Source organism: Streptomyces sp. NBC_00510, assembly GCA_036013505.1.
GTDB lineage: Bacteria > Actinomycetota > Actinomycetes > Streptomycetales > Streptomycetaceae > Actinacidiphila.
This window is the reverse complement of record CP107851.1, coordinates 4,869,881-4,895,453: the sequence shown is the minus strand read 5'-3', so window position 1 is coordinate 4,895,453 and position 25,573 is coordinate 4,869,881. Positions and strand designations below refer to the sequence as shown.

26 protein-coding genes, 1 tRNA gene and 1 other RNA gene are annotated in these 25,573 nt (G+C 74.0%); 15 read left to right on the top strand and 13 right to left on the bottom strand.

Features of this window, described 5'->3' with window-relative positions:
- Window positions 1-62: 62 nt before the first annotated feature.
- Window positions 63-1,445 (top strand): beta-lactamase family protein, encoded by a 1,383-nt coding sequence (locus OG937_21995; GenBank protein ID WUD74171.1) that lies wholly within the window; start codon window positions 63-65, stop codon window positions 1,443-1,445.
- 31 nt (window positions 1,446-1,476) lie between these two features.
- Here the strand turns inward: OG937_21995 and OG937_21990 are convergent, their stop codons facing one another.
- The 3 genes from OG937_21990 to OG937_21980 all read right to left on the bottom strand — a co-directional run bounded on the left by OG937_21990 (window position 1,477) and on the right by OG937_21980 (window position 5,234).
- Complete coding sequence (locus OG937_21990) at window positions 1,477-2,850, bottom strand: amidase family protein (GenBank protein WUD74170.1); 1,374 nt, start codon at window positions 2,848-2,850, stop codon at window positions 1,477-1,479.
- Window positions 2,851-3,143: 293 nt separating this feature from the next.
- On the bottom strand, window positions 3,144-4,118 hold the full coding sequence (locus OG937_21985; GenBank protein ID WUD74169.1) for a flippase-like domain-containing protein: 975 nt from the start codon (window positions 4,116-4,118) through the stop codon (window positions 3,144-3,146).
- Between the two features lie 174 nt (window positions 4,119-4,292).
- Window positions 4,293-5,234, bottom strand: a complete 942-nt coding sequence (locus OG937_21980; GenBank protein WUD74168.1) for a helix-turn-helix domain-containing protein — start codon at window positions 5,232-5,234, stop codon at window positions 4,293-4,295.
- A 178-nt stretch (window positions 5,235-5,412) separates the two neighbouring features.
- Here OG937_21980 and OG937_21975 point away from each other — a divergent pair, with 178 nt between their 5' ends.
- From OG937_21975 to OG937_21960, 4 genes are all read left to right on the top strand, one after another.
- Window positions 5,413-6,111 (top strand): DJ-1/PfpI family protein, encoded by a 699-nt coding sequence (locus OG937_21975; protein WUD74167.1) that lies wholly within the window; start codon window positions 5,413-5,415, stop codon window positions 6,109-6,111.
- A gap of 16 nt (window positions 6,112-6,127) precedes the next feature.
- Window positions 6,128-6,562, top strand: coding sequence for a hypothetical protein (locus OG937_21970; GenBank protein ID WUD74166.1), 435 nt, complete (start codon window positions 6,128-6,130; stop codon window positions 6,560-6,562).
- A 2-nt stretch (window positions 6,563-6,564) separates the two neighbouring features.
- Window positions 6,565-6,855, top strand: coding sequence for a DUF3817 domain-containing protein (locus OG937_21965; GenBank protein ID WUD74165.1), 291 nt, complete (start codon window positions 6,565-6,567; stop codon window positions 6,853-6,855).
- Between the two features lie 195 nt (window positions 6,856-7,050).
- A complete protein-coding gene (locus OG937_21960) occupies window positions 7,051-7,932 on the top strand; it encodes a SigB/SigF/SigG family RNA polymerase sigma factor (GenBank protein WUD74164.1) in 882 nt (293 codons plus the stop codon).
- Between the two features lie 14 nt (window positions 7,933-7,946).
- Here the strand turns inward: OG937_21960 and OG937_21955 are convergent, their stop codons facing one another.
- On the bottom strand, window positions 7,947-8,252 hold the full coding sequence (locus OG937_21955) for an ANTAR domain-containing protein (protein WUD74163.1): 306 nt from the start codon (window positions 8,250-8,252) through the stop codon (window positions 7,947-7,949).
- A gap of 549 nt (window positions 8,253-8,801) precedes the next feature.
- On the opposite strand from OG937_21955, the gene OG937_21950 reads away from it, so the two are divergent.
- A complete protein-coding gene (locus OG937_21950) occupies window positions 8,802-9,884 on the top strand; it encodes a ferritin-like protein (protein WUD78840.1) in 1,083 nt (360 codons plus the stop codon).
- A gap of 33 nt (window positions 9,885-9,917) precedes the next feature.
- Here OG937_21950 and OG937_21945 read toward each other — a convergent pair whose 3' ends face one another.
- Window positions 9,918-10,268, bottom strand: a complete 351-nt coding sequence (locus OG937_21945; protein WUD74162.1) for a hypothetical protein — start codon at window positions 10,266-10,268, stop codon at window positions 9,918-9,920.
- Window positions 10,269-10,435: 167 nt separating this feature from the next.
- Here OG937_21945 and OG937_21940 point away from each other — a divergent pair, with 167 nt between their 5' ends.
- Together OG937_21940 and OG937_21935 are read left to right on the top strand one after the other, a co-directional pair.
- The gene (locus OG937_21940) at window positions 10,436-10,837 is read left to right on the top strand and encodes a VOC family protein (protein ID WUD74161.1); all 402 of its coding nucleotides are present in this window, start codon (window positions 10,436-10,438) and stop codon (window positions 10,835-10,837) included.
- A 115-nt stretch (window positions 10,838-10,952) separates the two neighbouring features.
- Window positions 10,953-12,062: a hypothetical protein gene (locus OG937_21935; protein ID WUD74160.1), complete on the top strand. Its 1,110-nt coding sequence runs from the start codon at window positions 10,953-10,955 to the stop codon at window positions 12,060-12,062.
- 136 nt (window positions 12,063-12,198) lie between these two features.
- Here OG937_21935 and OG937_21930 read toward each other — a convergent pair whose 3' ends face one another.
- Entirely contained in the window at window positions 12,199-12,636 is a 438-nt protein-coding gene (locus tag OG937_21930) for a hypothetical protein (GenBank protein WUD74159.1), read from the bottom strand.
- A 553-nt stretch (window positions 12,637-13,189) separates the two neighbouring features.
- On the opposite strand from OG937_21930, the gene OG937_21925 reads away from it, so the two are divergent.
- The 3 genes from OG937_21925 (at window position 13,190) to OG937_21915 (ending at window position 15,559) form a co-directional block, all read left to right on the top strand.
- Window positions 13,190-13,468 carry a hypothetical protein gene (locus OG937_21925; protein ID WUD74158.1) on the top strand — a complete coding sequence of 93 codons (279 nt, stop codon included), beginning with the start codon at window positions 13,190-13,192 and terminating at the stop codon, window positions 13,466-13,468.
- A 137-nt stretch (window positions 13,469-13,605) separates the two neighbouring features.
- Window positions 13,606-14,235, top strand: a complete 630-nt coding sequence (locus tag OG937_21920; protein ID WUD74157.1) for an AmiS/UreI family transporter — start codon at window positions 13,606-13,608, stop codon at window positions 14,233-14,235.
- A gap of 76 nt (window positions 14,236-14,311) precedes the next feature.
- Entirely contained in the window at window positions 14,312-15,559 is a 1,248-nt protein-coding gene (locus tag OG937_21915) for an acetamidase/formamidase family protein (GenBank protein WUD74156.1), read from the top strand.
- A gap of 70 nt (window positions 15,560-15,629) precedes the next feature.
- Here the strand turns inward: OG937_21915 and OG937_21910 are convergent, their stop codons facing one another.
- The 4 genes from OG937_21910 to OG937_21895 all read right to left on the bottom strand — a co-directional run bounded on the left by OG937_21910 (window position 15,630) and on the right by OG937_21895 (window position 18,098).
- A complete protein-coding gene (locus tag OG937_21910; protein ID WUD74155.1) occupies window positions 15,630-16,277 on the bottom strand; it encodes a hypothetical protein in 648 nt (215 codons plus the stop codon).
- 97 nt (window positions 16,278-16,374) lie between these two features.
- Window positions 16,375-16,950: a hypothetical protein gene (locus OG937_21905; protein WUD74154.1), complete on the bottom strand. Its 576-nt coding sequence runs from the start codon at window positions 16,948-16,950 to the stop codon at window positions 16,375-16,377.
- Complete coding sequence (locus OG937_21900; protein WUD78839.1) at window positions 16,943-17,461, bottom strand: SigE family RNA polymerase sigma factor; 519 nt, start codon at window positions 17,459-17,461, stop codon at window positions 16,943-16,945. The genes OG937_21905 and OG937_21900 overlap by 8 nt, the downstream gene beginning before the upstream one ends.
- Before the next feature lie 130 nt (window positions 17,462-17,591).
- A complete protein-coding gene (locus OG937_21895) occupies window positions 17,592-18,098 on the bottom strand; it encodes a MarR family transcriptional regulator (GenBank protein WUD74153.1) in 507 nt (168 codons plus the stop codon).
- Window positions 18,099-18,299: 201 nt separating this feature from the next.
- Between OG937_21895 and OG937_21890 the strand changes: the two genes are divergently transcribed.
- Entirely contained in the window at window positions 18,300-19,154 is an 855-nt protein-coding gene (locus OG937_21890) for an alpha/beta hydrolase (protein WUD74152.1), read from the top strand.
- Between the two features lie 76 nt (window positions 19,155-19,230).
- Here OG937_21890 and OG937_21885 read toward each other — a convergent pair whose 3' ends face one another.
- Together OG937_21885 and OG937_21880 are read right to left on the bottom strand one after the other, a co-directional pair.
- Window positions 19,231-20,097, bottom strand: coding sequence for a hypothetical protein (locus tag OG937_21885; protein WUD74151.1), 867 nt, complete (start codon window positions 20,095-20,097; stop codon window positions 19,231-19,233).
- A 21-nt stretch (window positions 20,098-20,118) separates the two neighbouring features.
- Complete coding sequence (locus OG937_21880; GenBank protein WUD74150.1) at window positions 20,119-20,649, bottom strand: SigE family RNA polymerase sigma factor; 531 nt, start codon at window positions 20,647-20,649, stop codon at window positions 20,119-20,121.
- A 349-nt stretch (window positions 20,650-20,998) separates the two neighbouring features.
- On the opposite strand from OG937_21880, the gene OG937_21875 reads away from it, so the two are divergent.
- Window positions 20,999-22,528, top strand: coding sequence for an FG-GAP repeat protein (locus tag OG937_21875; GenBank protein WUD74149.1), 1,530 nt, complete (start codon window positions 20,999-21,001; stop codon window positions 22,526-22,528).
- A 332-nt stretch (window positions 22,529-22,860) separates the two neighbouring features.
- On the opposite strand, the gene OG937_21870 is transcribed toward OG937_21875, so the two are convergent.
- Window positions 22,861-22,948, bottom strand: a tRNA-Ser gene (locus OG937_21870).
- Window positions 22,949-23,020: 72 nt separating this feature from the next.
- Here OG937_21870 and ffs point away from each other — a divergent pair.
- Window positions 23,021-23,117, top strand: an RNA gene (ffs, locus tag OG937_21865) — signal recognition particle sRNA small type.
- Between the two features lie 110 nt (window positions 23,118-23,227).
- Window positions 23,228-25,423, top strand: coding sequence for a DNA polymerase III subunit gamma and tau (locus OG937_21860; GenBank protein WUD74148.1), 2,196 nt, complete (start codon window positions 23,228-23,230; stop codon window positions 25,421-25,423).
- The last annotated feature ends 150 nt before the right edge of the window (window positions 25,424-25,573 follow it).

The window sequence follows — 25,573 nt, the reverse complement described above, 5'->3', positions numbered from 1 at the left end:
GGCTTACGTTCGCGGTGGCGTGCCCCCGCCCCGCCCCGTCCCCACGGCCGAAAGGCACTGACATGACGCACCCGTGCGCCCGTCCGCCCAGGCTCCGCGGCACCGTGCGCAAGGCCGTCGCCACGGTCCTGGCCGCCGCCGCGCTCCCCACGGCCCTGGCGTGCGGCGGGCCCGCGGACACCGCCCGCTCCCCCGAGGGCACCCGGACGGCGAGGTCGGCTCCGGCCTCGCCGCTCGCGCGGGCCGAGGAGGACCGCACGGCGGGCCCGGCCTCCGCCTCCCCGGCGTCCGCGTCCCCCGCGCAGGCCTCCCCCGCGCAGGCCTCCCCCAGCGGGTCACCGGGCGCCGGCGGGAACTTCCCCGCGCTCTCCGGCGACGTCGTCAAGAAGCTCGACGGCGCGATGAAGGACACCCTGACCAGGACCGGCGTGCCCGGCGCGATCGTGGGGCTGTGGGCCGCCGGCAAGGGCTCCTACGTACGCGCCCTCGGCGTGGCAGACACGAAGTCGAGGGCGCGCATGGCGCCCGACCTCAACATGCGGATCGGCAGCGAGACCAAGACCTTCACCGTGACGGCGCTGCTGACCCTCGTCGACCGGAAGAAGGCCGGACTCGACGACCCCGTCTCGCGGTACGTGGACGGCGTGCCCGGCGGCGACGGCATCACCTTGCGGCAGCTCGCCGAGATGCGCAGCGGGCTCTACAACTACACCGACGACCCGAACTTCCAGAAGGCCCTCAAGGCCGACCCCAACCGGGAGTTCGTCCCCGCCGAGCTGCTCGCCTACGCCTTCCAGCACCCCTCGCAGGCCACCGCGGGCTCCCGCTTCCAGTACTCCAACACCAACACCGTCCTGCTGGGCCTGGTGATCGAGAAGGCGAGCGGCATGCCGCTCGGCGACTACCTGCGGCGCGACGTGCTCGGTCCGGCCAAGCTGAAGCACACCGTCTTCCCCGCGGGGCGCGCCTTCCCGAACCCGCACGCCCGCGGCTACACCCGGCAGACCAAGGACGGGAAGGAAGGCGACGCCACCAACTGGGACCCCTCCTGGGCCTGGGCCGCCGGCGCGATGATCTCCGACCAGCAGGACCTGCGGGCCTGGGCCCGCATCGTCGCCGACGGCACCCTGCTCAGCGAGGCCACCCAGGCGCAGCGCACGGCCTTCCTCCCCACCTCGTACCCGGGCATCGGCTACGGCCTCGGCCTCTTCGACAACCACGGCTGGATCGGGCACAACGGATCGCTGCCCGGCTACCAGAGCACCGCCGTGTACCTGCCCGACGCCAAGGCGACCTTGGTCGTGCTGCTCAACACCGACACCGCCGTGGGCGGCAACGAGCCCAGCAGCCTCTTCGCCGAGGCGATGACCAAGATCGTCACCCCGGGCCACGTCTACGCGTTCCCGCCCACCAACGGCACCGGCACCAGCCCGAGCAGCAGCTGAGCGCAGGCCGTTCCGCACGCGCGGAGAGGCGTCAGCCGACCAGGAACGGCGGCCTGCGGTCCCGCCACGGGACGGCCTGCTCCAACTGCGCGGCCACGCCCAGCAGCAGGTCCTCCCGGCCCTGGGCGGCGACGAGCTGCACCCCGACCGGCAGTCCCTCACGGCTCTGGCCGAGCGGCAGGCTCACCGCCGGATGCCCGGAGACGTTGAAGGCCGCCGTGAACGGCCCGTACGCGAACAGCTCGCGCAGCCAGGAACGCACCGTGTGCCGGGGGTCGTCGTGGTCGAGGGTGCCGTGCGGCGCGGGGAGCGCGCCGAGCGTCGGCGTGACGAGCAGGTCGTACGTGGTGAAGAAGCGGCCCGCCGCGCGGGTCACGCGGTGCTGCGCGTCGATCGCCGCCATCAGCCCGAGCGCCGTGCACGCCTCGGTCTCGGCGAGCACCGCCCGCGACACCGCCTCCAGCAGCGAGCGGTCCAGGCGCGGCGCCGCCCGCAGCAGCGCGCCGCCACTGGCGAACGCGCCCAGCACGGTGGCCTCCACGAGGTCGTCCGCGTCCAGGCGCGGTGTGTCCTCGGTGACACGGTGCCCGATCCACTCCAGCACCTTGCCCGCGTCGACGGTGACCGCGGCGACCTGCGGGTCCACGGGCGTGCCCGTCCAGGCGGCGGTGGTCAGGGCGATCCGCAGCCGGCCCGGGTCGGAGCGCACCGCCCGCGCGTACGGCGACGGGGGCGCCGGGAGGGGGTACTTGTCGCCGTACGAGGGCCCGCCCACGGCGTCGAGCAGCACCGCGGCGTCCCGTACCGTCCTGGTCACGGCGAACTCCACCTGGAGCCCGAACGCCGCCTCGCCCGCGAGCGGCCCGCACGGAGTGCGCCCCCGGCTCGGCTTGAGCCCGACCAGGCCGCAGCAGGACGCCGGGATGCGGATCGAACCGCCCGCGTCGTTGGCGTGCGCCACCGGCACCGCCCCCGCGGCGACCAGGGCGGCCGACCCGCCGCTCGACCCACCCACCCCGCGCCCCGGGTCCCAGGGGTTGCGCGTCGGCCCGTAGCGCACCGGCTCGGTGGCGAAGCTCAGGCCGAACTCCGGCGCGGTGCTCTGGCCGAGCGCCACCAGGCCCGCCTCCCGGAAGCGGGTCATCAGATCGTGGTCGGCGTCCGCCACGGCACCCCGCAGGGCCCGGCTGCCGAGGGTGAACGGCACGCCCCGTATGAACGGACCGCCGTCCTTGATCACGAAGGGCACACCGCCGAGCGGCCCGTCCGGCCGGTGCGCGGGGGCAGGGTCGAACAGCGGCAGCGTCAGCGCGTTGAGCTCCGCACCCGCCGCCTCCAGGGCCCTGCGCGCGACGGCCTCGACCTCGCCCGCGCTCACCTCCCCGGTGCGGATCAGCTCCCGCAACCCCGTCGCGTCCCGCTCCGCGTACTCGTGCAGCTCCAGTGTTCCGCCCTCCCGTGCCCCGTCCCCGCGGCCAGCGTGGCACGCGCCGCCGGGCCGTCACCACGGGGTTTCCGCGGGCGAACGGTGCTCGGGCGGACGGGGCGCGCGTGGTGGGGGCGCGTGGGTCGCGCGGTCGCCCGGCGGCCGGGCTTCGTACACGGGCACGGAGCCGGCGGCGCCGCTGCGGAACGGGTCCGGGGTGGGGCATCGCCGTCGCGTTCCTTCGCTCGGGGTGCGCCGGGCGGACGTGCGGGTCAGACGACCTTCCGGCGGACCAGCGCGCCCAGGACCAGCGCGCCGGGGACGAGGGGGAGCCACACCGTGACGATCCGGTAGCCGAGCACGGCCGAGGTGGCCGCGGCGAGGGAGGCGCCCGTGGCGACGAGGGTCACCACGAGGGCCGCGTCGACGGAGCCGACACCGCCGGGGGTGGGCAGCGCGGCCGCCGCGACACTGGCCACGAGGTAGGCGACGGCGACGTGGGCGAAGGGCACCGGGACCCCCAGGGCCATCGTGACCGCGACGAGGCCGGCGGCCTGCAGGGCGGGGAAGGCGAGCGAGCCGCCCCACAGCGCGAGGGCCCGCGACGGCCGGGCGTGCAGCGTCCGCGCGTCCGTGAACGCCGTGGCGAGGAACGTACGCACCACCCGCCGCAGCCGCGGTACGGCGACCAGCACGACCGCCGCGACCGCGCAGACCCCGGCGGCCGCTCCCGCCGTCGGTCCGATGGGTACGGAGATGCCCTCGGGCAGCAGTCCGTCGAGCCGCAGCGCGTGCGGGAACGCGGCGAGCAGCACCGCCAGCAGCGTCCCGCGGCCCACGCACTCGGCCAGGAAGTACAGCGCGATGGCCGCCGCCGACCGGGCGGGCGGCAGCCCGCACGCCCGCATGAAGCGCAGGTTGACCGCGCTCGCCCCGATGCCCGCGGGCAGCAGGTGGTTCGCGGCGCCCGCGGCGAACTGCGTCGCCAGCAGGCGTCCCGCCGGCAGCCGTTCCAGGACCGTGCCCTGCCGCATGAACGACACCGCCACCCAGGCAAGCCCGGTCGCCGCCACGGCGGCCAGCAGCCAGCCCCGGTTGGCGTCGAGCAGCCCGCGGCCCCCGTCGGCGATCAGCTGCCAGTGCCGGACCACCCACCACCCGACCAGCACGATCGGGGCCAGGCAGGCGATCCGGCGCAGGGTCGCGCCGCTCAGGAGGTGTGGAGTCGTCGTGGTGATGATGCCCATGGTCCGGTCGCCCCCGCGCGTCGTGCGCCTGTCCGCAGGTGTTGTCGCCAGGTGTTCTCGCCCCTTCATGCCCTGTCCGCGCGACCTGCGGGTGTCCTGCGGCTGACGTCCGGCCCGTCCCCGGATGGCGGAACGGCGCCGGGCCGGCCGCGGGCCGGGCGCGGCGGGGCGGGGTCAGCCGCGGAAGGCCCGCCGGTAGGCGTGCGGGCTGGTGCCGACGACCCGCTTGAAGCGCTCGCGGAAGGCGGTGGGGGAGCCGAACCCGGCCTGGACGGCGATCCGGTCCACGGAGTGGTCCGTGGTCTCCAGCAGGTACTGGGCCCGGCGGACACGGGCCCGGTGCAGCCACTGCAGCGGGGTGGTGCCGGTCTGCTCGCGGAAGCGGCGGTTGAGGGTGCGGGTGCTCGTCCCGGCGTGCGCGGCGATGTCCTCCAGCGTCAGTTCGCGGTCCGCGTTCTCCTCCAGCCAGCGCAGCAGCGGCTCCATGGTGGCCCCGGCCGGTGCCGGGGGCTGCTCGTGGACGATGAACTGGGCCTGGCCGCCCTCGCGTTCCAGCGGCATGACGGACAGCCGGGCGGCGTCGGCGGCCACGGCGGAACCGTGGTCCTTGCGGATCATGTGCAGGCACAGGTCGAGCGCGGCGGCGGCGCCCGCCGAGGTGAGGAACTGGCCGTTGTCGACGTAGAGCACGTCCGGGTCGACGGTCACCTGCGGGTGGAGCTCCGCCAGTCGCCGCGCGCCCACCCAGTGCGTGGTGATCCGCAGGCCGTCCACCAGCCCGGTGGCGGCGAGCACGAAGGCCCCGGCGCAGACCGAGGCGATCCGGGTGCCGTTCGCGGCGGCCGCCCGCAGCGCCCGCAGCACCTCCCCGGGCACCGGCACCGAGGGGTCGGCCGTGCCCGGCAGGACGATCGTGTCGGCCTCGGCCAGCGCCTCCAGCCCGTACGGGGCGCGCAGCACGAAGGGCCCGGCGTCGACCTCGGGCGAGGGGGCGCAGATCCGGACCCGGTAGGCGGGGCGGCCGTCGGGCAGGCGGGTGCGGGAGAACACCTCGATCGGGGCCGCCAGGTCGAACGGGATGACCTGGTCGAGGGCGAGGACGACCACCGTGTGCATGGCTTCACGGTAGAGGGGCGACGGAATTCCGCCAAGCCAGTGAGCTGGGCCGTAGTCTGCACATGCTGATGAAAGCGCTGGCGGGAATCCGTTGGGAACTGGCAATCCGGCCACTTCTGACGATGCGGTGCCGGGCCTAGCGTCGGGAGCGTCCCGCACCGCTCCCGGAAGGCCGGAGATGCTCGCTCAGTTCGTGTTGTACGACGGGTTCGACCCCCTGGACGTCGTCGCTCCCCTGGAGGTGCTGACCGCCGGTGGCATCCGCGCCGGGCTCGTGTCGGCGGAGGGGCCCCGCGAGGTGCCCTCGGGCCTGGGGCTGCCGTCGCTGCGGGCGACCGCGGCGCTCGACCCCGGCCGCGGCGGCCTGGTGGTCGTACCGGGAGCGGCGGGCCGGATCCCCGCGGCGGACGGCGACGGCGACGGCGACGACTACGACTACGGCAACGGCGACGGCGAGGACGGCGACACGGTCCCGGCCGTCCTCGCCCGGGCCCTGCGCACCGGGCTGCCTCCCTTGCTGCGGACCGCCCTGGAGCGGCCGGACGTCACCGTGGCCACGGTGTGCGGCGGTTCGCTGCTGCTCGCCATGGCGGGCCTGATCGGCGGGCGCCCCGTGACGGGCCACCACCTCGGGACGGCCGGTCTCCGGGCGGCGGGCGCCACCGTCGTGGACGCCCGGGTCGTCGACGACGGGGACCTGGTGAGCGCGGCCGGCGTCACCTCCGGGCTCGACCTCGCCCTCCACCTGCTGGAGCGCGAACGCGGCCCGCGCGTCGCCCACTCCGTGGAACGGCTGTTCGCCCACGAACGCCGGGGCGTGGTGTGGCGCGCCGAGGACTCCGTCTTTGCCGGCCCGGCCGGCCCGGCCGGCGCGTGAGGAGGGGGAGGCGCACATGACCAAGTTCCTGCTCGCCGTCCACGTCCTGGCCGCGATCGTCGCCGTCGGACCCGTCACGGTCGCCGCCAGCATGTTTCCCCCCGCCGTCCGCCGCGCCCCCGACGCGGCGGGGCTGCTGCACCGGATCTGCCGCGTGTACGCCGCCGTCGGCGTGGTCGTCCCGGTCTTCGGCCTCGCCACCGCGTCGAGCATGGGGGTGCTCGGGGACGTGTGGCTGGTCGTCTCCATCGTCCTGACCGCGCTGGCCGCCGCCCTTCTCGCCGGGGTCGTCCTGCCGCGGCAGAGCGCGCTCCTGGCCGGGCTCGCGGACGGGACGGTGCCCGCTCGCGAGGCCGCCCGGCTGGGCATGGCCACGGGGATGTTCAACCTGCTGTGGGCGGCCGTCACCGTGCTGATGATCGTCCGCCCCGGCTCCTCGACGGGAGCGTGACCGTGGCCTCCGCCCCGAGCGGTTCCCCGGCCGGGCCTTACAGGCCCGCGCTCCGCCCGCTGCGCGCGGCCGCCGCAGTCGAACTGCTCTCCCTCGCCGTGCTGCTGGTCAACCTCGCCACCGCGCACTGGAGGCCCGTCTCCTCCCTCATGGGTCCCGTCCACGGCTGCGCCTACCTCCTCACCGTCCTCACCGCCGTGCGCGCCGAAGGCTCGACGACGGCGGTGCGGCTCCTCGCCGCGGTCCCCGGCGTCGGGGGCCTGCTGGCGCTCCGGCGGCTCGTCGACCCCTGACGGCCAGTCACCACCGAGCCCCGGCACGGCGGTTTGCGCACCGCTGCATCGGGCAGGCGATCCCCGTGCTTCGGAAGGGAGGCACGCACGCGCGGGGCGCCCCGGCCGGGCCCCGGAGCGCGGAGCGTGTCCTCCCGTACGGCACGCCCCGCGCGGCGCGGCTCCCGGACCCCGCAGGAAGGCGCAGGACCAGCCATGGCCGCCCGACAGCCCCGTACCAGGCATCCGCACCCGCACCCGCATCCGGGTGCCCGCCCGCGTCCGCATGACGACACCCCGGACACCGCCGAGGCGTTGCGGCGGATCGCGGCGCTCCCGGACGGCCCGGAGAAGGACGCGCTGCGCGAGCAGGTCGTGATCGCCTGGATGCCGATGTCGGAACGGCTCGCACGCCGCTTCCGGCACCGCGGCGAGTCCACCGAGGACCTCCGGCAGGTCGCCGCGCTCGGCCTGGTGAAGGCGGTGCAGCGCTACGACCCCGCACGCGGCAGCGCCTTCGAGAGCTTCGCCGTGCCCACCATCGTCGGCGAGGTGAAACGTCATTTCCGCGACCACCTGTGGGGCGTCCACGTCCCCCGCAGGGTCCAGGAGCTCCGGAGCCGGGTCCGTACCGTCCGCCACGAACTCGTCGGGACGAAGGGGCGCACCCCGACCGTGGCCGAGATCGCCGCGCACGCCCGCATGAGCGAGCAGGACGTGCTGGTCGCCATGGAGGCCCTCGACAGCTTCGCCCCCGCCTCCCTGGACTCCGCCACCCCGGGCTCGGAGGGCCGGACCTTCCTCGACACCCTGGGGGCCGAGGACCCGTGCCTGGACTCCGTCGTGGACCGCGTGGCCGTCGCGCCGCGGCTGCGCGAACTTCCCCCGCGCGAGAGGAAGATCCTCTACCTGCGGTTCTTCCGCGACATGACGCAGACCCAGATCGCCGACCAGCTGGGTCTGTCCCAGATGCACGTCTCCCGGCTGATCAGCCGCACCTGCCGCCGCCTCCGCGAGGAGGTCGAGGCGGCCGAGGACAGGGGGAACACCGGGGACAGCGGGGACAGCGGGAACACCCGCGCGGCCGGCGAGGCCTGACGCGGAACGCCCGGTCAGCCGGACGGACGCATGGCCCGTACGAGGGCGCGCCGGACGTCCGCCGGCAGGGGCCGGCCCCCCGCGCTCGCCACGAGCGCGGCGGCGACGTCGCGGAGCTTGACGTTGCCGTACTGGGAGGCCCGGACGAGGACCGCCCAGGCCACGTCGCCGGGGCAGGGCGTCAGCGCCATCACCATGCCGACGGCCTGGTCGATGACCGACCGGCTGCCCAGCGCGCGACGCAGTTGCTCGTTCTCCGCGCGCAGCCGCCCGATCTCGTTCTCCGCGTCGTCCTCGGGACCGGCCGGCAGGGGGACCATCGTCAGCACCTCCTGAGGTCCGGATGCCCCGAATGTACGGTCCCATACGGGTACGGAAGGTGATGGCCCGGCAGCCGGGGCTCAGGCGCGCGGCGCGATCCCGGACGAGGGCGTGACGAGGGTGTGCACGGGCGCTCCGTCATCCGCGGCGCGGCGTCCGCGAGGCTCCGGTGGACGTGTGCGTCCGGCGCGGGAGGGGCGGCGTGCGGCGTCCGGGGACCGTTGGGCCGCATGGGCGGCGCGGCACGGCGCGCGCGGCGTCGCGGGCCCGGGGGCCGGGACCCGGCTGGTAGCTTCGCCAGCCTCGCGGGTCCGCCGAGTGCCGTGTCCCGCGCGCCTTTCTTCTCGGGGACGGAGGCCTGTGTGACGGGACCGGTGGACGACCAGGACAACGAGCACGGGACCGCGGTCACCCTCGACCGCCGGGGCTTCGTCAAGTCGGCCGCGGCGGCCGCCGTCAGCCCCGCCGTCCTCGGTACCGCCGCCCACGCGGCCCCGCTCGCACCGTCGTTGCCGGCGGCGGTCCCGGCCGCGGCCGCCGCGGTACCGATGGCCGCCCCCGGCGTCGCGGCGGCCGCCGCCCACGGCATGGTCGCCCGTCTGCTGGCCGTCCCCGCGCCGTCCCGCCGTGACGACTGGCTGCGGCAGGCCCTGCAGGTGGCCGTGGAGCTGGAACTCGCCACCATCCCGCCGTACCTGTGCGCCTGGTGGTCGGTGCGGGACCGGTCCGACACGGTGGCCAACCTGATCCGCGGCATCGTCACCGACGAGATGTTCCACATGGGCCTGGCCTGCAACATGCTCGTCGCCGTGGGCGGGCGGCCGCGGATCGCCTCCGTCACCCCCGAGTACCCCGCCCCCCTGCCCGGCGGGGTGCGCAGCAACCTGACGGTGTACCTCTCCGGGCTCACCCGCGCGTACGTGCGGGACGTCCTCATGGCCATCGAGACCCCGGAGTCCCCGCTGCCCGAGCCGTCCGCCGGGCCGCCGACCATCGGCGACTTCTACGACGGGCTCGTCACCGCCTTCCTCGACCACCGCCCCGAGCTCAGCGTCCGCGGTCAGATGGGCCAGCGCATCGGCCCCGACGAACTGCGCCCGATGCGGAACCTGGACGACGTCGTCGCCGCCGTGGAGATCATCAAGGAGCAGGGCGAGGGCAGCTCGACCTCCCCCGAGGCGCCGTCCAGCGAGGCCACCGGGGGCCACCGCGAGGTGGCGCACTACTACGCCTTCGCCGAGATCTACCACGGCCGCACCCTGGAGGAGGCCGACGGCGTGTGGGAGTTCAGCGGGCCGCCCGTCCCCTTCCCGGACGTCCACCCCATGGGTGTGGTCCCCCGGGGCGGCTGGCCCCACCCGCCCCGCGAGGCCGCGACGCTGCTGCGCCGCTTCGACAGCGCCTACGGCGAACTGCTGCGTGACCTGGAGGCCGCCTGGCAGTCCGCGGACCACGGCGCGCTCAACCGCGCGATCAAGACGATGGAGCAGCTGGAGGAGCCCGCCCTCGCCCTCATGGAGATCCCGCTCGGCGACGGGCGCCACACCTACGGCCCCCAGTTCCGCCCGGTCGCTCCGGACGCGGGGCAGCCCCCGTCCGCGGGCAGCGGGTCCCGGGGACGCCGGGCGTGAGCGCGGCGGCGGCGCCTGCCCGGGCCCCCGCCGCTATGCGCCCCGGAACGCGTGGACGAGCTCGATCCGGCCCACGATGTGCCGGTTGAACTCCGGGAGTTCCTCCGCCGGGACCCACAGCTCGAGGATCGTCCGGCCGCCCACCTGGCGCACCGGGTAACGGGCGGCGAACCCGGCCTCGACCTCGAAGCGCGTCACGTAACCGGCGCCGGAGGCGGGGACGTTCCAGTCCCGGGCGATCCGGATCGCGTAGTCCTCGTCGAGCACCGGGTAGAAGATCGGCTGCTCGGGCAGCCGCGGCGGCCACTCCCGCCACCCGGACGCCTCGACCAGGGCCAGCTCCTCCGGCCCGGTGGGGCGCCACAGCGTCATCGTGCCCGTCATCGTCGTCCTCCCCGCTCGGTCCGGCCGTCCACCGTACGGGCCGCGACGGTCCCCGGCCCACCGGATTACGGTCCGGCATAGGATCGAAGACACGGCATCGCGTGCCGGTCACCGGCCGGGTGAGGCATGGAGGTGCCCGTGAGAATGCCTTACGGAGGCATCCCACCGTGTCAGTCGAGTTGAACCACACCATCGTCCACGCCCGGGACAACCGGGAATCCGCCGACTTCCTCGCGCACATCCTCGGCCTGCGGGCCGGCGAGGCATGGGGCCCGTTCGTCCCCTTGCAGCTGAGCAACGGCGTCACCCTCGACTTCGCCGCCGTCCCGGCGGAGACGATCGTCATGCAGCACTACGCCTTCCTCGTCCCCGAGGCCGCGTTCGACGGCGTCCTGAGCAGGATCCAGGAGGCCGGACTCACCTACTGGGCCGATCCGCACGGCAAGCGGCCCGGGGAGATCAACCACAACGACGGCGGCCGCGGCGTCTACTTCATGGACCCGGCCGGGCACGGCATGGAGGTCATCACCCGTCCCTACGGGAGCGGCGGCACCACCGGCGAGAGCTGAGCGGGCGGCGGGGAGGGGTCGCAAGATCCCTCCCCGTCCCGGATCTTGATGGAGCGTCAGGTCACCCGTACCCTGCCGACAGCGCGCCTCGCGCCCGTCGAGGGGAGTGGTCGTCATGGCCGAGGACCCGTCCGGTACACCGTCCGACGACGAGATGCTCCAGGCCCTGGCGCGGCACCTCTCCGGGGACGGCGCCGCCGCCCGCCCCGACTCCTCCGCCGGCGCGGACCTCACCTGGCACTCCCTCCTCGACTGCCGCATCCGCCGCACGACGGAGACCCGCACGGAGACCGCCAGGACCGAGAAGGGCCGCAAGGACCTCTCCGCGCTCCCCACCTACACGCACCTCGAAGGCCACCGGCCCGGCCCGCCCGGGGAGCACGGCACCCTGCGCCGGATCGAGCTCGTGCGCGAGGGATCCGTACGCCACAACACCTGCGAGTGCGGCAACGGCGAATGGGCCTGCAGGCGTTGCGAGGGCCGCGGCCGGCTCCCCTGCGACCCCACCACGGCCTGCCCCGACTGCCGTGGACTGGAGTCCTGCGCCGAGTGCGACGGCACCGGCAGACCGCGGCCGCGTACCAAGGACCGTGCCGGCGACCGCGCCGCGGCGGCGACCGCGTCCCGCACCGTCCCCAGGCGCGTCCGCTGCGCCAAGTGCCGGCGCCCCGACGCCGCGTGCCCCACCTGTGCCGGGCGGGGCCGCACGCAGTGCGCCCAGTGCAAGGGGACGGGACTCGTCGACTGCCCCAAGTGCAAGGGGGGCGGCACCGTCGCGCACGAGGCCTGCGGGGGGAGCGGGGTCGTCACCTCCTGGGTCGGCGGCCTCATCGAGCAGCGCAGCCGCGAGGAACTGGTGCGCCGTCCCCGCAAGCGGCCCCCCTTCCTCGTCCGGCGGCACACCCATCGGTCGGGCCGGTGGCGCAAGGAGGTGCTGACCGGCGACGACCCCCTGCCCGGCGACCTCGACGCCACGCACACCGAGGCACTCGTCCCGCACCTTGCCCCACGCGCCGGCGAGGCCCACCGCCGCGTCGTCCTGCGTCACTTGCCCCTCGCCCGCATCACCCTCCCCACCGACCCCGACCGCGTCTTCTACGCCTTCCCCGGGACCACCGGCATCGAGGTGCTCGGGCTGCCATCCCGCCACCGGGTCACCCGCGGCCTGGCGATCGCGGCGGCCGCGCTGGTCGTGGTCGTGCTGCTGCTGAGCCTCCTCGCGTAGCCGGCCCGGCCGCGCGACGGGAGCCGGGCCTCGCGCCACGGGGTCCGGATCGGGGCGGTGCGCATGACGAGGGCCCCGGCCTCGTCGGAGGCCGGGGCCCTCGTGCCGCCCGGGGGCGGCCGCGAAGTCCGGTGGATCAGTTCATCACGGGCTTCCCGCCGATCTCGCAGGCCTGGCAGGGCGGCCTGCCGCAGGTGCACTGGGTGATCGCCTCGAGCACGCCGCGGTCGTGGTAGAGGCACTCGTCGCGGCAGGTGTGGCGGGGGATGAACCCGGCCTGGATCTCGCCGGGCCAGGGCTCGTGGCCCTCGCGGCAGCGGACGAAGCGCTCCGGGTCGGTCTCGTGCAGCTCGTGCATCGCGGAGCGGGCCTGGTCCTCCAGTTCCCGTACCCGGGTGACCAGGGCCTTGAGCTCGGCGGCGAGGCCCTCGTAGTGCTCTGCGCCGGTCCGCACGTGGGCGGCCCGCAGGGCCATGGCTGCGTTGCCCAGGAACCTGCCGGCGTCCTGGAGGTCGGTGACGTGGTGCATCTGAAGGCCGTTCACGCCACGGACCCACACGGCGTCCATGCTCATTCTCCACCTCTCCGGCGTTCGCCTTGTTCCGTGCGAAGCGTTGTGTGCCGTCCGATGAGCGCGGCGCCATTGCCACTGCATTCACGGAAAAGGCTGATGCATATGAACGCTAAAGCCGCGAGTGGTGTCCGTCCAGGAAAAGTGCAGTGAACCGCCTCACAGCGGTCATACCGCCCGGGTCGGTCGCCCCGCGCCCCGGGCAGGGCGACGCAGCCGGTCCGGTCCGCCCCCGGCGGGCGGGTGCGCGGCGCGCCGGGAAGGCCTCCGGGCGCCCCTCCGCGAGGCCCGGAATGCGGTCGCGCCGGCGATGAGGTATTCCCGGCGAACGGGCCGGGAGAAGGGAAAATGAATGGAATCCGGTGTTTCCGATGGCACCGGAAAGGGAACTCCGGAACTCCCCTCCGGCGCGCTCCGGACGTCTCCCGCCGACCTTGACAACTGTCTTGCCGTGGCGTCTCCTTGATATAGGGATTGTTTCCCCGGCGTGCGCTCAACGGGGTGTGTCGCAGACGTCGAGGTTGACCTGGGTGCGCCGACGACCGGAGGCAACTTCATGGCGACCTATGAATACCTTTGCAGCAACTGCGGGCCTTTCGACGTCAAGCTCGCGATAGGTTCCGCACCCGACGCGTACGACTGCCCCGCCTGCGCGGGCGAGTCCAGGCGCGTGTTCTCCTCGCCCTCCCTCGCCCTCACGCCGCACGGGCTCGCCACCTCCCGCGAACGGGAGGAGAAGTCCCGTGAGATGCCGGACGTCGTGTCCGCCCCACCGCCGCGCGAGCGGCCGGCGCCGCGGCCCCATCCGGCGCTGTCCCGGCTGCCCAAGCCCTAGTCCGAGGGCGGTGATCGGCGCGTCAGAGGTGCTCAGGGGGGCCGACGCCGGAGCGCGGACGCTCCTCCCGCCCAGGCGGGACCAGGAGGCGCGCCGGCGGCAATCCGTCCCCACGCGGACTTAGGAGGTGCGTCCCCGTGGCGAACGTGGGACTGCTCTTCGTCGGTGCGGTGCTGTTCATGAACGGCCTGCTGCTCCTGCAGAAGGTCGACCCCAAGTCGGCGGCGGTGTTCAACCTCTTCGTGGGTGCACTGCAGGTGCTGACCCCGACGTACCTCATCTTCACGGCCGGCGGTGACCAGGACAAGATCCTGGCGGCATCCGGGATTTACCTCTTCGGATTCACCTACCTGTACGTGGGTATCGTCATCCTCGCGAACATCGACAATATCTGCGTCGGCTGGTACTCCCTGTTCGTGGCGATTGTCGCCCTCGGGTACTCGTTCGCCAATTTCCATCTCCTCAAGGACTACCCGTTCGGTGTCATCTGGCTGTACTGGGCGTTCCTGTGGGGTCTGTTCTTCCTGCTGCTCGGTCTCAGGAAAACGCAGCTCGGCACATATGTCGGCTGGGTGACGGCGATCGAGGGCTGGGTCACCGGTGTGATCCCCGCGGCGCTGCTGCTGTCCGGCTACTGGAAGCACACCACGGAGATCGCCATCGCCCTGGGTGTCTTCGGCGTGGTCGTGTTCGCGGCGCTGTGGCCGCTCACCAGGAAGTCACGCGAACAGGCCCGGGCCGCCGCGTCGTCCGGGTCGCCGGGTTAGGCGCCCGCCCGCCCGGCCCGGCGGGCCGGAGGTGTGGGCGCACCGTCCTGACCGGATCAGAAAAAGAGAGGCTGTCATGCCCGAAGTAGTTTTCAGCGTGGACCAGACCAAGTCGATGCGCGATCAGGACACCCCAGGACACAACAGGTGGCACCCTGACATCCCTGTCGCCGCCATGGTGAAGCCCGGAGCCGAGTTCCGGATGGAGTGCCGGGACTGGACCGACTGCCAGGTGGGCAACAACGACTCCGCCAACGACGTCCGCGACATCGACCTCACCATCCCCCACATGCTCAGCGGCCCGATCGGCGTGGAGGGCGCCGAGCCGGGCGACCTGCTCGTCGTCGACATCCTCGACCTCGGCCCCGTACCCCAGCAGAGCGGGGACGCCGCGGGCCAGGGCTGGGGGTACACCGGCATCTTCGCCAAGGCCAACGGCGGAGGCTTCCTGACCGACTACTTCCCCGACGCCTACAAGGCGGTCTGGGACTTCCACGGTCAGCAGGCGGTCTCCCGGCACCTGCCCGGGATCCGCTTCACCGGCATCACCCACCCGGGACTGTTCGGGACCGCCCCCTCCGCCGAGCTGCTGGGCCGGTGGAACGCGCGGGAGAAGGCGCTCATCGACACGGACCCCGAGCGCGTCCCGCCGCTGGCCGTCCCGCCGGACCCCTCCCACGCGCTCGCCGGCACGGCCACCGGGGACCTCGCCACGCGCATCTGCGCGGAGGGCGCCCGCACGGTGCCGGCCCGTGAGAACGGAGGCAACCACGACATCAAGAACTTCACGCGCGGCTCCCGGGTCTTCTACCCGGTGCTCGTGAAGGACGCCAAGCTCTCCGGCGGCGACCTGCACTTCAGTCAGGGCGACGGGGAGATCACCTTCTGTGGCGCCATCGAGATGGGCGGGTTCATCGACTTCCACGTCGACCTGATCAAGGGCGGTATGGAGAAGTACGGCATCTCGACCAACCCGGTGTTCATGCCCGGCAACGTGGAGCCGCGCTACTCGGACTTCCTCACCTTCATCGGGATCTCCGTCGACCACGACACGGACACCAACTACTACCTCGACGCGACGCTCGCCTACCGCCGCGCGTGCCTCAACGCCGTCGAGTACTTCAAGAAGTTCGGCTACAGCGGCGAGCAGGCCTACCTGCTGCTCGGCTCGTCCCCCATAGAGGGACGCATCAGCGGCATCGTCGACATCCCCAACGCGTGCTGCTCCCTGTACGTGCCGACCGCCATGTTCGACTTCGACGTGCGGCCGTCGGCCGCCGGACCGACGCGTGCCGACCGCGGCCGGGCCGCGCTGACCTCCTGACCGCCCCGCGCACCCGGGTCCCGGTCCTCCTCGGGCCGGGACCCGTCCGCGGCCGCACACCGCCGCGGGATCAGGAGCGGTAGAGCGACTGGAGCCTGACCACCTCGCCGTTCGGGTCGAAGCTGACGTCGTAGCCCTGCCACCCGCGCTCCGGGGCGGGCAGGGCCCACCACCGGCTGATGAACTGCGCCTGGGAGTAGGTGTGGGGGATGGAGTCGTCGCCCAGCGGGACCGACAGCAGGACCCGGCCCTCCGGGGCCATGCGCACCGTCGTGTACGGCCCCTTGCCGGGGATGATCTCCCACCCCTCGATCGGTCCCGTGAGGGGTTCCTTGCGGGCGGAGCGCACCGAGAGGTAGGTGCGCCCGTCCTTGATCCACGCGTTGTCGATCTGCACGAACTGCTTGCTGCCGGCCCAGCGCGCCGGAGCCTTCGGCGACGGCGCGTCCGACGGGCCGTCCGATGCCTGGGCCTGGGCGGAGTGCGTGGGGGAGGGCGCGTCGGAGTGCTCCACCGAGGGCGGTGCCGAGAGCGAGGCGGGGGCCGAAGCCGTCGCCGGTGCGGGGGAGGAGGCGGCCGCGTCGGCACGGCCGGAGTCCGTGTCGTCCCCGCCCTCCCCGGAGCAGGCGCCGAGGGCGAGCACGGTGAGGGCGAGGGCGGCGAGCCGGGCGGTGGCGCGGTGGCGCGGGGAAGGCGAGGCGAACACGGTGGGTCCCATCGGATCGGGTGCGGGCGGCGTGCACAGGCTCTACGCACCGGGCCGCCACGCGGGTTACACCGGGAATGTCATGGACCGGTAACAACTCCCCGCCGCGCTAACCGGCCTCGCGCAGGGACGCCACCCGCCCCTCGCCGTCGTAGTCGATCTCGAACATCCACCGCGGTCCGCCGGCCAGCCGGCCGACCAGCCCGCCCAGTTCGCGGTCCGCGGGACGCCCGCCCGACAGCCGGAGCGTCTCGACCGGCGTCGAGCGCGGCAGGGTCAGCGTGTGCACCACGCCCGTGGGCACCGGCGTGCCGCCCGCGACCGCCCGGAGCTGCCGCACGGTGATCCGCACGTCGTCGCCCTGGGCCACCGCGTCGTGGACGTAGCCCAGTTCGCCGGCGTACTCCTCGCCCGGCGCGGGGGCCGGGGGGACGAAGCGGGAGGGCGGCGGCGACGGGGTGACCGCCGCCGGCTCCGGCACCCGGGCGGTCCCGGCCAGCGCGAGGCCGCCGCCCAGCAGCGCGCAGGCGAGCACCGCCACGACGGACGCCCGTACCGTCCGCGCGCGGCGGCGGCGCCTTTCGCCGCGGGCCCGTACCTGGTGCGCGGCCGCCGGTACGGTCCGCCCCCGGCTGGACTCCGCGAGTTCGGTGAGGAGCCTGCCCAGCTCGGTCCCGTCAGCCATGCTTCCCCTCCGGAAGTCGGCCCGCCCCGGGGTCCAGTTCCGTGTGCGCCAGCAGCCGCGCGAGCGTCGCCCGCCCGCGGCTGAGGTGCACCTTGACGGTGCCGACCGGGGAGCCGGTCTCGGCGGCCACCTGCTCCACCGGCAGATCGCACAGATGGTGCAGGACGACGGCCCGCCGCTGCCCCTCCGGCAGCTGCCGCAAGGCCTCGACCAGCACCACGTGGTGCGGTTCCGGCGGCGGCACGACCGGGGGCGGGCCCTGCCGGCGGGCCAGCGTCAGCGCGGTGCGCACGCGTCGCCACCGGCTGACGGCCAGGCGCCACGCCACCGTGCGCACCCAGGCCTCGGGCGCGCCGTGCAGATCGAGTTCGGCCCGGTGCTCCCAGGCCCGGGCGAACGCCTCCTGCACCACGTCCTGCGACTCCGCGAGGTCGCCCGTCATCGCGTACAGCTGGCCGATGAGGCGGCCCACGCTCGCGCCGTAGAAGGCGTCGAACTCACGCTCCCCCATCACGCGCCCCGGAGGGTCCTCCGGCAGTCCCATACCTCATCCCCCGGCCGGACGCCGTGCGCCCCGGCACACACGTGATCAACGCCGCGGGACCATTCTGTTGCCCGGGGCGACCACGCTCAAGCGGCGGCTACGGCGTCGTCGCGGCGGGCGAGGCGCCCGTGGTGTGGCGGTCCACGTTGGCCGTCAGTCGGCGCAGCAGGTCCTGGGCGGTCCCGATCTCCTCCCGGGTCAGCCCCATGGCCTCCCCGATCGCCAGGGGCACGGTGCGGATCCGCTCCCGCAGCGCGGTCCCCTGCGGGGTCAGCGCCACCTCCACCACCCGCTCGTCGTCCGCCCGGCGCTGCCGCTCGAGCAGGCCGTGCGACTCCAGGCGCTTGATCAGCGGCGTGAGCGTCCCGTAGTCCAGGTGCAGGGCGGTCACCAGCTCCTTGACGGACACGGTGCCGTGCTCCCAGAGCACGACCATGACCAGGTACTGGGGGTAGGTCAGGCCGCCCGCCGCGTCCAGCAGGGGCCGGTAGACGCCGGTGACCGCGCGCGAGGCCGCGTACAGCGTGAAGCAGAAGTGGTCGTCCAGCAGCAGCGAGGGCTCCGCGGTGTCGCCGTTCCCGGGTGCGTGGGTGTCGTCGTTCACGATTCCCTCCCCCTCCTTGGTCGTCGGTCGGTTCTCCCGGCGGACATTGTCGCACCTCCCGCGCGGACCAGTAACTCGTGTGCGATTGGCTTGCGCACAAGTTAAGTGGACGCTAGATTTCTCGTCATCGCCCGGAGCGGACGCCCCGGACCGACCGCCTGTCCGGCGCGCCAGCCGGGCGCCGTACGCCAAGGAGCCACCGTGAACCTCAAGACCGTCCTCCGCCCCACCCGCAAGAGCGTCGCCGTCCTGGGCGCCGCCGCAGGCGTCGCGGCCCTCACGCTGACGGCCACGGCCCCGGCCAACGCCGCCAAGGCCGCGCACCACCCGCAGGAGAAGAAGCCCACGGTCGTCCTGGTGCACGGCGCGTTCGCGGACTCCTCCAGCTGGAACGGCGTGGTGTCGCGTCTGAAGCACGCGGGCTATCCGGTCGTGGCCCCGGCCAATCCGCTGCGCGGCCTGGCGAGCGACTCGGCGTACGTGCACGGCTTCCTGAAGAGCGTGCAGGGCCCGGTCGTGCTCGTCGGCCACTCCTACGGCGGCTCGGTGATCACCGAGGCCGCGGCCGACTCCCCCAACGTCAAGGCGCTGGTCTACATAGCCGCCTTCGCCCCGGACAAGGGCGAGACCGTCACGCAGATCTCCGACAGGTTCCCCGGCGGCACCCTTGGCGAGACCCTCAACGCCGTGCCCTTCCCGCTCCCCGGCGGCGGCACCGGCACCGGCACCGACCTGTACATCAAGGCCGACAAGTTCCGCGCCCAGTTCGCCGCCGACGTGCCGAAGTCCGTCGCCGAGCAGATGGCCGCCACCCAGCGCCCCGTGGCCGCGTCGGTCTTCGACGAGAAGGCCGCGGGCGCCGCCTGGCGGACCATCCCGTCCTGGGACCTGGTCACCACCCAGGACAAGAACATCACCCTCGCCGCCCAGCGCTTCATGGCCGAGCGGGCCCACGCCCACACCGTCGAGATCAAGGCCTCCCACGCCGTCTCGGTCTCCCGCCCCGGCGCGGTGACCCGCATCATCGAGCAGGCCGCCCGCTCCACCGTCCGCTGACCCACCCCGCGTACGCCCCGAAGGGCCCCGGCCGGATCCCGGCCGGGGCCCTCGTGCCGCCCGGTGGCGGCGCCGCTCAGCCGCCCAGGACGGGGATCTGCTTCTTCTCCACGGGATGCGCGTCGGCGTACCGCACCAGGTCGAGGAAGCGCCGGTCGCGCACCACCGCCAGCAGTTGCCCCGCGGTGACCGGGGCGGAGGTCTTCGTGTCCTGGTCGGGGTAGACGGCGAGTTCCACGTCGCTGTGGCCGTGGACGAAGCGGACCCGGGTGTACATCGTGTCCGGGGAGCCGTCGACCAGGCGGTACGCCGCCACCTTGACGCCGCCCGGCAGCGTGCCCTGCTCGCAGCTGCCACCCTTGAGGGAGTCGGGGTCCTCGGGGCACGTGGCCCCGTGCCGGGTCGTCCCTGGGGCACCACCGGAGGGCCGTACCGACAGGCTGACGGTGAACACCTTCCCGCCCGCGGTCTCGCCCTGGTAGCGCCACACCGCGAGGTCGACCGGCCGGATCAGGCCGACCGCGTCCGGAAGCAGCTCGTCGAGGAGTACCGCCGCCTGCTGCTGGAACCCCTCCTGACGCTCGCGCTCGGCGGGCGGCAGATCGGCCATGGACTCCTCGGTGTCACTGGTGGGTTCGAGGTGGACCGGCGTCCGGTACGGCGCCGGCTCCTCGGACGTACGCGGCGCGGGCGTGGTGCTCGCGGCGGGACGGACCGTCGTACCCCCGCCGCCGCCCCCGCCCGGCAGCGCCGCCGATCCGAACACCACGGCCCCGACCGCACAGGCGACCCCGGCGGCGACGGCGACCCGGACCCGTGCCCTGCGGCGCCGTCCCTGGACCACCGCCGCGGGCACCAGGTCGTGGGCCGGCGGCAGCTCCGCCACCGCGTGCTCCATGGCCTCCCTCACCAGCAGGGCGCTCCCGTGCTCTTCCTCGGGCATGTTGTCTCCCATGGCGGTCCCTCAGCTTCCCGTGGCGTAGACGTGGGCCTCGCCCAACTGGGCGCGCAACTTGGCCAGGGAGCGTGAGCACTGGCTCTTGACGGTGGACTCGCTGCACTTCAGCAGCGTGGCGACGGACTCGACGCTCTGGTCCTCCCAGTAGCGCAGCACGACCATGGCCCGGGCCCTGGGCGGCAGTCCGGCGAGCGCCGACAACAGCGTCACCCGCAGGTCGGCGTGGTCGGGCGAGGGCCCCGGCCCGGGACGCGAGTGCGCCAGCAGGTCCCGCAGCCGCCGCCTCCGCTCGGCCAGGTACGTACGGGTCAGCACGGTCCTGGCGTACGCCTCGATGTGGTCGGCGGCACTCGCCCGCCGCCAGTGCTGGAACAGCTTGGCCAGCGTGGTCTGCGTCAGGTCCCGGGCTGTGTCCGCGTCCCCGCACAGCAGGTACGCGGTCCGGTACAGCCGTTTCTGACTCGCCCGGGCGAAGGCTTCGAAGCTCTCCGGCGCCCGCGGGCCCGCCGCTCCCGGGCCCCGGCCGTTCTCCGGCATCTGCTCTCCTCTCGGAGCCCCGCACGGGGCCCTGTCCTGTCACCCGTGTTCAGAGCGCCGCCGCCCGCCGGAGGTTGAAAGCGGATTTCACCGCGGCTCCGGTTGCCGCCGGACCTCGGTCACCTGCACGTGCTCCTCCTCCGCAGCCCCGAAGGCTTCGACCGTCACCCCGCTGCTGGTGCCGGTGACCTCCAACGCCACGTGGCGTGCTTCCGGGCATCGAAGCCACTGCGGGCAGGACGCACAACTATCGCTACCCGTGCGGTGTCTAACACCGCGTCCGGTGAGGTCCAGGTTCCTCTCCGGTGAGCCCACCCGGCCCAGCGTGGTACTCACGAGGAGTGTTTCATTGCGCAAGTTCCGCTTGACCGCCGTCGCCTCGGCTTCGTTCCTCCTGCTCGCGGGCGTCGGCACCCTTGCCGCGCCCACCGCCCAGGCCAAAGTGCCCGGCGGAGCGCGCGCCGCTGACCGGAACTGCGACTTCAACGGTGACGGCTACGAGGACGTCCTCCTGGGCGCACCAGGCGCGACCGTCAGCGGCATGAAGGGCGCAGGCTATGTGACCGTCCAGTACGGATCGTCGCGTGGGATCGGGACCGCTCGAAGCAAGGTGTTCAGCCAGTCCACGGCCGGTGTGCCGGGCGCGGCCGAGACGGGCGACGGCTTCGGTACGGCCGTCGCCAGCGGTGACCTCAACGCCGACGGGTACGACGACGCCGCCATCGGCATCCCCCGCGAGGATGTGGGCTCGGCTCCCGACGCAGGCGGTGTCCTCGTTCTGTGGGGCTCCGCGAAGGGGCTCGCCGGTGCGAACAGCATGTGGATGCAGGACAAGCCATACGCAAGGGCCGCCGGCGCCCGGTTCGGATACGTGCTCGCGGCAGGCCGTTTCACCGCCCAGACCCCCGCCGACCAGCTCATCATCCTCGCCGGCAAGACCGGTGTGGGGAGGTACATGTTCCCGTACGTGAGAGGGGCGCAACGGAGCGCAGGCGCGCCCAGGGCCGTCCTGCAGCCGATGCCGGCCGGTGCGGTACGTGCGTCGGATCCGGCCGGGCAGACGCGGCAGGTGGAGCCGAAGTCGGCGACCACCGGCGACTACGACCACAACGGCTTCGCCGACCTGGTGCTCAGCGGCCCCGGCAAGGACGAGGACCCGGGGCAGAGCTGGGCACAGTACTGGCCCGGTGGCGAGACCGAGATGCTGCCCGGGCGCGATCTGCGCGGCGGTCCGGTCGCGGCCACCGGTGACATCAACGGCGACGGCTACGACGACCTGGTCACGGGAGAGCCGTACAGCCCGAACGACGGCGCCGACTCCACGACCGGCGGCCGGATCGGCGTGTACTACGGCAGTGCTGACGGTCCGGTGGGCGTCGGCGGCGTGGGCAAGGACCCGAAGTGGTGGACGCAGAACTCGCCCGGCGTCCCCGGGTCCTCGGAGCGAGGCGACGGCTGGGGCACGGACATCTCGGTCGCCGACACCAACGGCGACGGACGCGCGGACGTGGCCATCGGTGCGGCGGGCGAGGACGTCGGCGCGGTCGTGGACGCGGGCGCGGTGTGGATACTGCGCGGTTCGGCCGCCGGGCTCACGGCGACCGGCGCCAAGTCCTGGAGCCAGAACTCCTCGGGCATCCCCGGCACCGCGGAGAAGGGCGACCGCTGGGGCGGTCAGGTCCGCCTGGCAGACCCGGACCGGGACAAGCGTTCCGGGCTGCTGGCCTCGGCGCCCGGTGAGAACACCGACGACGGTGCGGTGTGGGTGCTCGCCACGGGCTCCGGCGGAGTATCGGCCTCCGGTTCCTGGACGTACGGCGGGGGCTCCCTCGGCGCATCGTCCGTGGACGCCCGGTTCGGCGCCGCCATCGACGAGTAGCACGGGCACGGCGAGCCGGGCGGAGGCGGACAGGCACCGCGGCAGGTCAGCGGCGCACCATCGTCGAGCGTTCGCCCGCGCGCTGTGCACCGTGGTCCGGGATGCCTTGACCCGCGGATGTGTGCGGACCGCGCGAAGGCATCCGGCACGGATCCGGTGGGGCGGCCCGTGACCGACCCCATGCCGAAGGAAGCGGCCCGGAAGATCGCGGCAGCGATCTGGGGCCCGGATGCACCCGCTGTGGACGAAGACCAGGACAACGAGGGCTGAGGAACGTCGAAGGGCCCCACCGCGACCGGTGGGGCCCTTCGACAACGTGCCCGGTGAGGCACTGGCGGAGGATACGAGATTCGAACTCGTGAGGGGTTGCCCCCAACACGCTTTCCAAGCGTGCGCCCTAGGCCTCTAGGCGAATCCTCCGCGGCAAACATTACTAGACCGGAGGGAGTGCTCGCGAACTCGTTCCCGGGTGATCCGATCAGGTAGGGTGGGCGTAGCCCCTCACGTGGCGCTATCTCGCTGAACTCCCCCAGGGCCGGAAGGCAGCAAGGGTAGGTGGGCTCTGGCGGGTGCGTGAGGGGTCTTTTGCTGCCCGCGGGCCTGTGGGAACGCGGCCCGGGGCGGCCGCGGGGCCGCCGGTGTGGGGGCCGTCACACGTGCGGGGCCCGGGTGTCGGCGGGGGCCGATATCGTCGTAGGCGTGTCCCTCGCTCTGTACCGCCGCTATCGTCCCGAGTCCTTCGCCGAGGTCATCGGGCAGGAGCACGTCACGGACCCGCTGCAGCAGGCGCTGCGGAACAACCGGGTCAATCACGCGTACCTGTTCAGCGGGCCGCGCGGCTGCGGCAAGACGACCAGCGCCCGCATCCTGGCGCGTTGTCTGAACTGCGAGAAGGGCCCGACGCCGACGCCGTGCGGGGAGTGCCAGTCGTGCCGCGACCTGGCCCGCAACGGCCCGGGGTCGATCGACGTGATCGAGATCGACGCGGCGTCGCACGGCGGCGTGGACGACGCCCGCGACCTGCGGGAGAAGGCCTTCTTCGGGCCGGCGAGCAGCCGCTACAAGATCTACATCATCGACGAGGCGCACATGGTCACCTCGGCGGGCTTCAACGCCCTGCTGAAGGTGGTCGAGGAGCCCCCGGAGCACCTGAAGTTCATCTTCGCGACCACGGAGCCCGAGAAGGTCATCGGCACCATCAGGTCGCGCACCCACCACTACCCGTTCCGGCTGGTGCCGCCCGGCACGCTGCGCGACTACCTGGCGGAGGTCTGCGAGCGGGAGGCGATCCCGGTCGAGGCCGGGGTGTACCCGCTGGTGGTCCGGTCCGGGGCCGGCTCGGTGCGTGACTCGATGTCCGTGATGGACCAGTTGCTCGCCGGTGCGGGCGAGGCCGGTGTGACGTACGCCATGGCGACCTCGCTGCTCGGCTACACCGACGCCGCGCTGCTGGACGACGTCGTGGACGCCTTCGCCGCCGGGGACGGCGCGGCGGCGTTCGAGGTCGTGGACCGCGTGATCGAGGGCGGGCACGACCCGCGGCGCTTCGTGGCCGACCTGCTGGAGCGGCTGCGGGACCTGGTGATCCTCGCGGCGGTGCCGGACGCGTTGGAGAAGGGGCTGATCGACGCCCCCGCCGACGTCGTGGAGCGGATGCGGGCCCAGGCCGGGGTGTTCGGGGCGGCGGAGCTCAGCCGTGCCGCGGACCTGGTCAACGGCGGGCTCACGGAGATGCGCGGGGCGACCTCGCCGCGTCTGCAGCTGGAGTTGATCTGCGCCCGCGTGCTGCTGCCGGCGGCCTACGACGACGAGCGGTCGCTGCAGGCCCGCCTGGACCGGCTGGAACGCCGCGCCTCCGCCGGTGGTTTCGCGGCCCCCGCGGGCGGCCCGGCGGCCCCGGTCGTGGAGTTCGGCGAGCCGCTCCCGCCCGGCGGGGGCCCCGCCGCGGCGCGCGCGGCGATGGGCGGACCGGCCCGGCCCGCCGAAGCCGCACCCGCTGCCACACCCGCACCGGCACCCACACCGGCCCCGGCTCCGGCGGCCGCCCCCGAGCCCACGCCTCCGCCCGCCGCCCCGCCCGCGCAGCCCCCCGCCGCGCAACGTCCCGGCGCCTGGCCGACCGCGGCCGCCCCCGGCGGCGGGCAGCGTCCCGGCGCCTGGCCCACCGCGGCATCGGCGTCGGCCCCGGCCCCGGCGTCCGCCCCCGCGGCGCCGCCCGCGCAGGCTCCCGCTCCCGCACCGCCCGCGGCGGGCGCGCAGCCCATCGGCGACGCCTCACGCGTCCACCAGATGTGGCCCACCGTCCTCGAGGCGGTCAAGCGGCTGCGCAAGGTGACGTGGATACTGCTCGACCAGAACGCCCGGCTCGTCGGCTTCGACGGCTCGACCCTGCAGATCGGCTTCGACAACCCCGGTGCCCGCGACAGCTTCGCCAACCGCGGTCACGAGGAGGTGCTCAAGCAGGCGATCAGCGAGGCCCTGGGCGTCCAGTGGCGCATCGAGGCGATCGTCAGCCCGGGCGGCGGCCCCGGAGGCGGCGGCCCGGCCCCGGGGGGACCCGGCGGTGGCCCCGGCGGCTCCCGTCCCGCCCCCGCGTCCCCGGCACCGTCCGCGCAGCAGCCGCACCAGCACCAGCAGCCGCAGCAACAACCGCACCAGCAGTCCCAGAGCCCGGCGCCGTCCCCGTCGCCGCCCGCCGCCGCGGCGGCCCGTGCCGCCGTCAACGCGGCGCCTGCGGCGTCCGCGTACCCGCCCGTCACCGACGAGCCCCCGCCCATCGAGTACGACATGCCCGAGGACGACGACCCGGACCTGGACGAGACGGCGCTCAGCGGCCACGACCTCATCGTGCGCGAGCTGGGTGCCACCGTGATCGAGGAGATCGCCAACGAGTAGCCGCGGCGCCCCCGTTCCCCTGTGCGGAACGGTACGGCGGGGGCGGAACGGGCGACGCGCGCCGCTCGTTCCCTCGTACGGGTAGCGCGAGCGGGCCCCCGAGCACGTAGGCTCGCCCTACCCGCACAACCGACGTCGTGAGGCAGGAGC

Bases quoted from the DNA above. Each gene is read 5' to 3' on its own strand.
- OG937_21975 (WUD74167.1), top strand. From the start codon at position 5,413: ATGCTCGCTCAGTTCGTGTTGTACGACGGGTTCGACCCCCTGGACGTC.
- OG937_21995 (WUD74171.1), top strand. From the start codon at position 63: ATGACGCACCCGTGCGCCCGTCCGCCCAGGCTCCGCGGCACCGTGCGC.
- OG937_21950 (WUD78840.1), top strand. From the start codon at position 8,802: ATGGCCGCCCCCGGCGTCGCGGCGGCCGCCGCCCACGGCATGGTCGCC.
- OG937_21955 (WUD74163.1), bottom strand. From the start codon at position 8,252: ATGGTCCCCCTGCCGGCCGGTCCCGAGGACGACGCGGAGAACGAGATC.
- OG937_21985 (WUD74169.1), bottom strand. From the start codon at position 4,118: ATGGGCATCATCACCACGACGACTCCACACCTCCTGAGCGGCGCGACC.
- OG937_21935 (WUD74160.1), top strand. From the start codon at position 10,953: ATGGCCGAGGACCCGTCCGGTACACCGTCCGACGACGAGATGCTCCAG.
- OG937_21970 (WUD74166.1), top strand. From the start codon at position 6,128: ATGACCAAGTTCCTGCTCGCCGTCCACGTCCTGGCCGCGATCGTCGCC.
- OG937_21945 (WUD74162.1), bottom strand. From the start codon at position 10,268: ATGACGGGCACGATGACGCTGTGGCGCCCCACCGGGCCGGAGGAGCTG.
- OG937_21960 (WUD74164.1), top strand. From the start codon at position 7,051: ATGGCCGCCCGACAGCCCCGTACCAGGCATCCGCACCCGCACCCGCAT.
- OG937_21910 (WUD74155.1), bottom strand. From the start codon at position 16,277: ATGGGACCCACCGTGTTCGCCTCGCCTTCCCCGCGCCACCGCGCCACC.
- OG937_21885 (WUD74151.1), bottom strand. From the start codon at position 20,097: ATGCCCGAGGAAGAGCACGGGAGCGCCCTGCTGGTGAGGGAGGCCATG.
- OG937_21930 (WUD74159.1), bottom strand. From the start codon at position 12,636: ATGAGCATGGACGCCGTGTGGGTCCGTGGCGTGAACGGCCTTCAGATG.
- OG937_21900 (WUD78839.1), bottom strand. From the start codon at position 17,461: ATGGGGGAGCGTGAGTTCGACGCCTTCTACGGCGCGAGCGTGGGCCGC.
- OG937_21880 (WUD74150.1), bottom strand. From the start codon at position 20,649: ATGCCGGAGAACGGCCGGGGCCCGGGAGCGGCGGGCCCGCGGGCGCCG.
- OG937_21925 (WUD74158.1), top strand. From the start codon at position 13,190: ATGGCGACCTATGAATACCTTTGCAGCAACTGCGGGCCTTTCGACGTC.
- OG937_21905 (WUD74154.1), bottom strand. From the start codon at position 16,950: ATGGCTGACGGGACCGAGCTGGGCAGGCTCCTCACCGAACTCGCGGAG.
- OG937_21915 (WUD74156.1), top strand. From the start codon at position 14,312: ATGCCCGAAGTAGTTTTCAGCGTGGACCAGACCAAGTCGATGCGCGAT.
- OG937_21980 (WUD74168.1), bottom strand. From the start codon at position 5,234: ATGCACACGGTGGTCGTCCTCGCCCTCGACCAGGTCATCCCGTTCGAC.